Origin of the sequence: Corallococcus exercitus, from assembly GCF_003611585.1 — a bacterium.
GTDB classification, from domain to species: Bacteria; Myxococcota; Myxococcia; order Myxococcales; family Myxococcaceae; genus Corallococcus; species Corallococcus exercitus.
Genome location: NZ_RAVW01000523.1, coordinates 1 through 6,072, shown reverse-complemented (window position 1 = coordinate 6,072; position 6,072 = coordinate 1). Strand labels below are relative to the sequence as shown.

At 67.8% G+C, this 6,072-nt stretch carries 5 protein-coding genes; 2 read left to right on the top strand and 3 right to left on the bottom strand.

Features of this window, described 5'->3' with window-relative positions; genetic code table 11:
- Positions 1–201: 201 nt before the first annotated feature.
- Entirely contained in the window at positions 202–855 is a 654-nt protein-coding gene (locus D7W79_RS37565; RefSeq protein WP_120530079.1) for a CDP-alcohol phosphatidyltransferase family protein, read from the bottom strand.
- A gap of 140 nt (positions 856–995) precedes the next feature.
- On the opposite strand from D7W79_RS37565, the gene D7W79_RS37560 reads away from it, so the two are divergent.
- Both D7W79_RS37560 and D7W79_RS37555 read left to right on the top strand, forming a co-directional pair.
- The gene (locus D7W79_RS37560; protein WP_120530078.1) at positions 996–3,572 is read left to right on the top strand and encodes an acylase; all 2,577 of its coding nucleotides are present in this window, start codon (positions 996–998) and stop codon (positions 3,570–3,572) included.
- Between the two features lie 369 nt (positions 3,573–3,941).
- On the top strand, positions 3,942–4,394 hold the full coding sequence (locus D7W79_RS37555; protein WP_120530077.1) for a DofA protein: 453 nt from the start codon (positions 3,942–3,944) through the stop codon (positions 4,392–4,394).
- Between the two features lie 67 nt (positions 4,395–4,461).
- On the opposite strand, the gene D7W79_RS37550 is transcribed toward D7W79_RS37555, so the two are convergent.
- Together D7W79_RS37550 and D7W79_RS37545 are read right to left on the bottom strand one after the other, a co-directional pair.
- Positions 4,462–5,295: a ThiF family adenylyltransferase gene (locus D7W79_RS37550; protein ID WP_120530076.1), complete on the bottom strand. Its 834-nt coding sequence runs from the start codon at positions 5,293–5,295 to the stop codon at positions 4,462–4,464.
- 12 nt (positions 5,296–5,307) lie between these two features.
- Positions 5,308–6,024 (bottom strand): class I SAM-dependent DNA methyltransferase, encoded by a 717-nt coding sequence (locus D7W79_RS37545; RefSeq protein ID WP_120530075.1) that lies wholly within the window; start codon positions 6,022–6,024, stop codon positions 5,308–5,310.
- Positions 6,025–6,072: the final 48 nt, after the last annotated feature.

The following is a 6,072-nucleotide window of genomic DNA, read 5'->3' as shown; positions in this document are numbered from 1 at the left end:
CCCTTCCCTCCCCGCCTCGCCCAAAAGCTTTGAAGCCGCGTAAGGCAGCCACACCTTCCGGGTGTGGCCCTCGCGGATCAGGTGGCGAAGCTAGGCACCCACCCCGGGACTGCCAACCGCCTCACCGTGGGAAAAACAGTGGAACTGCCCTCCAGAACGTCCACTGGTTGGCACCTCCTCCGCCCACGACAGCGGAAGACTTCAGAATTTCGGAATCCGCAACGTCTTGCTGATCATCGCGCTGCCGCTGAGCACGTAGAGCAGCGCCAGCGGGTGCAGCTGGAGCGGCCCCAGGTTCCACACGCCGCCCCACAGCGCGTCGCCAATGCGGCCCTGCCACGTGGCCACCGCCAGCACCATCACCAGCACCAGGCTGGTGGGGATGGGGGTGCCCTCGAAGTACTTCACCTTGCCGGTGCCGTCGGACAGCTCCGCGGAGGTGACGTTGAAGCGCGCCAGGCGGCTGATGCCGCACGCGACGAAGTAGAGCAGCGCCGCCACGTCCAGGTTGCCGCGCAGGCCCACCGCGAACGCCAGCGCCGCGGGCGCCATGCCGAAGGAGATGACGTCCGCCAGCGAGTCCAGGTCCGCGCCCAGCGGCGACTTGCGGAAGCGCCACCGCGCGATGCGGCCGTCCGCCACGTCCATCACCAGCGCCACCGGCATCAGGCAGAACGCCACCCACAGCCAGCGTGGGTTGCTCGTCGCCAGGGCCTGCATGGCCGCCAGGATGGCCCCGGCGCCGGAGAAGCCGTTGCCGAGCGTGACGAAGTCCGCCAGCACGAAGGTGCGAATCATGGAGAAGTGGCGGCGCTGGCGGCGGGCCGCGGGCGGCGACGAGGGCTCGGGCGTCATGGCTCCCGTGTAACACACACCGTCTTTCCGGCTTTCCCAAACCCACGACGCAATGCATCCGCACGTTCCGGCTGGGTGGAAAAGTCAAATCCCAGAAACATTGACCGGCGAATCGCCACCTTCCTAGTCTCCGGGCCGCCATGCCCGAGCACATCCCCGACAATTCATCTCCTCGCGGAGGGTCCCGTGCTGTCCGGACCCGCCGTCTTTCTTTCACCCTCCTCGCATCCCTGGCGTTTGTCGCCGGATGTGACGACAAGGATCCGGAGCCCCAGAATCCGCCTCCGGCCGCCCCGAAGTACACGGCGAAGATCAAGCGCACCTCCTTCGGCATCCCGCACATCACCGCGGACAACTACGGCAGCCTGGGCTTCGGCCAGGGCTACGCGTTCGCGCAGGACCACGTCTGCACGCTGGCGGACCAGGTCCTGAAGGTGCGCAGCGAGCGCGCCCGCTTCCTGGGCCAGGGCGCGGGCAACAAGAACGTGGGCTCCGACCTGGCGTATCTGGCCATGGACGTGATGGGGCGCGCGCAGGCGGCCTTCCCCACGCTGTCGCAGGAAGTGCAGGACATGCTCACCGGCTACGCGGCCGGCTACAACAAGTACCTGGAGGACACGGCCCCGGAGGCCCGTCCCACCGAGTGCGCCAACGCGCCCTGGGTGCGGCCCATCACCCCGGTGGACCTGCTGGCGTACAACACGGACCTGACGCTCATCGCGGGCATCAACGCGCTGGCGCTCACCATCCCCGTGGCCACGCCCCCCACCGTGAGCGCGCAGTCCGTGGACCCGAAGCAGGCCGCGCTGCGTCCCCAGATGCCCGCCCTGGAGGAGCTCCAGAAGCTGAAGACGGCGGACTTCGGCAGCAACGGCTGGGCCATTGGCGCCGAGCGCACCGACAACGGCAAGGGCATGGTGATGGCCAACCCGCACTTCCCCTGGGAAGGCGAGCTGCGCCTGTGGGAGAGCCACCTGACCGTGCCGGGCCAGATGAACGTCTACGGCGTGGGCCTCATGGGCGTGCCGGCGGTGCTCATCGGCTTCAATGAGAACCTGGGCTGGACGCACACGTTCTCCGCCGGCCAGCGCGCGACCATCTACCAGCTGCAGCTCGTGGAGGGGAAGCCGACCGTCTACAAGTACGGCAACGAAGAGCGCGCCATGACCTCCAAGACCTTCACCATCCTGGTGAAGCTGCCGGAGGGGTCGCTGACGAACTACACGCAGACCATCTACTTCAGCCACTACGGCCCGATGATGGCCATCCCGGACTCGTCCCTGCCGCAGGGCGTCCCCCCGGGCGCGCTGGGCTGGAACACCAAGACGGCGCTCACCATCCGCGACGCGAACATCGACAACACGAAGTTCCTGGACCAGTTCCACGGCATGAACAAGGCCAAGTCCCTGGCCGAGTTCAAGGACGTCTACGCCACCCAGCAGGGCCTGCCCTGGGTGAACACGATGTACGCCGACAAGGAGGGCAACGCCTGGTACACGGACGCCACGCCCACGCCCAACCTCACCCCGGACGCGTACAAGAAGTGGCTCACCGACGCGACCACGCCCGGCCTCACCGTCTCCTACCTCATCTACCAGGCCCTGGGCTTCGTGGCGCTCAACGGCAGCGACCCGGCCAATGAGTGGCAGGTGTCCCCGAACCCGGCGCGCACCCCGGGCCTGGTGGCCTTCAAGGACGTGCCGCAGCTGGACCGCAAGGACTTCGTCTTCAACGCGAACGACAGCTACTGGCTGGCCAACCCCGCGGCGCCCATCACCGGGAAGTCCCCGCTGCACGGCCTGGAGGGCGTGCCCCAGTCGCCGCGCACGCGCATGAACGCCAAGGTCCTCACGGAGGTCTCCGCGACGGGCGCCTCCGGCGCGGACGGCAAGTTCACCTTCGAGGAGCTGAAGACGGCCGTGTTCAGCAACCGCAGCTCCCTCGAGGAGCTGGTGCGCGCGGGGCTCGTGGAGCGCTGCACGGGCAAGACGACGGTGAACTACAAGGACTCCAGCGGCAAGGACAACGCCGTGGACATCAGCCAGGCGTGCGCCGTGCTGCGCGACTGGAACGGCCGCTACGACGTGGAGCAGAAGGGCCCGTTCGTGTTCCGCGAGTTCCTGGGCGCCTACCCCGGCGCGAACCTCCTCAACGCGGGCGCGCTGTTCTCCGTCCCGTTCGACGCGGCCAACCCCATCGCCACGCCCAACACCCTGACCCCGGCCCCGGCCACCGGTGACGACCCGGTGCTCACGAAGCTGGCGCAGGCCGTCTTCACCATCAACCGCTCCGGCAACACGGTGGACAAGACGCTGGGCCAGGTGCAGTTCACCACCCGCACCGGCGCTCCCATCCCCCTGCAGGGCGGTATGAGCCGCGAGGGCATCACCAACGTCGTGTCCTTCGGCGCCGCGAAGACGACGCTGTTCGACTTCTCCCAGCCCCACTCGGCCACCTACAACAGCACCACCCTGCTGGCGAAGGAGGGCTACCCCATCAACAACGGCAGCAGCTTCGTCATGGCGCTCCAGTTCACCGACGCGGGCCCCAACGCCAACGCCGTGCTGACCTACAGCCAGTCCGGCGACCCGAAGTCCCCGCACTACGCGGACCAGACCCAGCTGTTCTCGCAGAAGAAGTGGCGCCCCATCCTCTTCACGGACGCCCAGATTGCCGGCGACGCGAGCGCGGTGGAGACCACCGTCTCCGGCGGGTAGTCCCCACCGTCTGACGGCCTGAAGCCGCTGGAAGGCCCCGGGAGCCACCGTGCTCCCGGGGCCTTCTTGTTTTCATGGGGAGTCGCCGTTGAAAAGTAGCATTCGCATTGGAATAACCAGACAGGGGTGACGGCCCTGGCGTCTGGGTTCAGCATCCGCTAGCGGACATCCAACGGGCCCGCGAGGCGAACACACAGTCCGTGACGCCGTCAGGGGTTGGCGGATGTGTCGTCTCAGCAATGTCAGCCTTCGGGGCTAGTTTCTTGACCGCGGCTGAAGAGCAGGATGTCCCCCAGGCCCAGGGAGAAAGCCCGGACGCGTATCGACCGGGACGGCCGCTGGGTCCGACACGAAGGAGTCGCGAACGCCATGGCACTTCCGGTCTACAAGACAGACGTCATCGACAAGGTGTTCTTCCTGCGCTGGGACGCTCCACCGACGCCGGAAGAGATTCAAGCGGTGTTCCAGAAGATGCAGGCCGCCTACCAGCAGCACCAGCAGCAGCCGCTGGTGCTCGTCACCATCGCGGGAGCCAAGTCCGCGGTCCCCAACAGCGAGCAGCGCCGGCACCTGTCCAACATGCTGTCGGACGCGCGGGCGCTGTTCTCGGAGATCCACGTCATCATCGAAGGCAACGAACTGCAGCACAACCTCCAGCGCGTCATCGTGTCGGGGATGCTCATCGTCACGCGCACGTATGACGACCAGTTCATCCGCGTGCACAAGAACGCGGACGGGGCGGCGGGCTTCATCGCCCGGCGGCTGGGCGTGGATGGAACCCAGGTGGTGAACGAAGCGCGGTCGCGCGGCGTGGTGATGTAGTCCCCGGGGGGATTCGGGGGCCCTGTCGAAGGGCCCCCGGCCCCGGAATCACGCGCGCGGGCTGCTTTCAGCCCCGGGCGCCCTGCCCCACCGGCCGGCCCGGACGGGCGGCGCTGACGGAGCCGCGCACGTAGCGGTGGTCGAAGAGGTCCACGTAGAGGTACTCGGGCCAGGACACCATCGCGCGAGCCCCCAGCATCACGCCCCGCATGATTTCACTCACCATCAGCCCCGCGGCGGTGGTGGCGCCAATCACGCACGTGGGAGCGTGGCCCTTTCCCTGGTAGCAGGCGTCCATGTACTCCTGGAGCATGTAGCTGCCCAGGTGCGGGATGATCTTCGGCAGGTCGATGCGGCCGTCCGGGAGGATGAAGAGCTCCTCGTAGAGCGGCGCGTCCGGCTGGAAGACGTGGAGCGCGGCGCCAAAGCCCAGCATCAGCCCGGTCATGATGGGGATGCCCAGCTGCCGGCACGTCTGGTGGAGCGACTCCTTGGCGCGCGCGCCCGCGATGTCGATGACCTCCACCACGTAGTCCACCGGCGGCAGGCCGCCCAGGCCCTTGAGCACGTCCGCCACGTTGGCGTCGGTGATGCCCTCCTTCACCTTGTGCACGCGCAGGTCCGGGTGGATGTCCCGGCACATGCGCTCCACCACGTCCACCTTGTACTGGCCCAGGGTGCTTTCGAAGCAGCCAATCTGCCGGTTGATGTTGTGGCGCTCGTAGACGTCGAAGTCCGCGAGCGTCAGGCAGCCGAAGCCCAGACGCGCCAGGTCCACCGCGCACTGGCCGCCAGCGCCGCCCACGCCGGCGACGAGCACGTGGGTGCTGGCGAGCTTGTCCATGGTCTGCGGGTGGAGGACGCCCAGGTTGCGCTGGAAACGGGGGTTCACGTTCGTCATTGGAGGGGCTCCCTACTTGCGCATGCAGACGTAGAAGTTCTCGCCGTAGTAGTCGTCACCGTCGGCCACCAGCGCCTCGCTGAAGCCCACCTTCTCCAAGAGGCGCACCGCCTGGTCCGTATCCAGGAAGGTGACCATCTCGTTGGGGTCCGTGGTGAGCTTCTGGGCACAGGTGCGGTGGTGGTTCACCGCGCGCTGGAGCGCCTCCGTCCAGCGCCCCTGGGACTCCCATTCCCGGATGGAGTTCTTCAGCACCAGCTCCAGGTCGGGCCGGGGGCGCTTGTTGCTCGTCATGCACAGCACGCCGCCGGGCTTCAGGTACGCCCAGGTCTGGCGCAGCACGGCCTCCGGGTCGCGCACGTAGAAGAGGACGTTGTTCATCACCACCGCGTCCGCACCCTCCTCCACCTCCACGGGGAACCGTGTCACGTCCCCCGGCAGGAGCGTCCAGCGGGCGCGCACCGCCTCCGGCTCCTTCGCGCGGCGGCGCACCGCCAGGGCGAGCATGGCCTCGTTGTTGTCGAAGCCGATGACGCGCTGGCCCCGGCGCACCAGCGGCTCGCTCACGAGCCCCGTGCCGCACCCCGCGTCGATGACATAGGCGCGCTCCCGGGTGTCGCGGAGGATCTTCTCGCGCTGCCGCTGGTAGCAGGGCAGCTCGGGGATCATCTGATCGTAGCTGTGCGCGAAGTCGTTCCAGATGTTGTCGACAAAGACGGTCTCGGGCATGGGTCCTCCCCCTCGCGGGGAGTCAGGGTGTGCCCTGGTGTTGTCCCC

Bases quoted from the DNA above. Each gene is read 5' to 3' on its own strand.
- D7W79_RS37565 (WP_120530079.1), bottom strand. From the start codon at position 855: ATGACGCCCGAGCCCTCGTCGCCGCCCGCGGCCCGCCGCCAGCGCCGC.
- D7W79_RS37560 (WP_120530078.1), top strand. From the start codon at position 996: ATGCCCGAGCACATCCCCGACAATTCATCTCCTCGCGGAGGGTCCCGT.
- D7W79_RS37555 (WP_120530077.1), top strand. From the start codon at position 3,942: ATGGCACTTCCGGTCTACAAGACAGACGTCATCGACAAGGTGTTCTTC.
- D7W79_RS37550 (WP_120530076.1), bottom strand. From the start codon at position 5,295: ATGACGAACGTGAACCCCCGTTTCCAGCGCAACCTGGGCGTCCTCCAC.
- D7W79_RS37545 (WP_120530075.1), bottom strand. From the start codon at position 6,024: ATGCCCGAGACCGTCTTTGTCGACAACATCTGGAACGACTTCGCGCAC.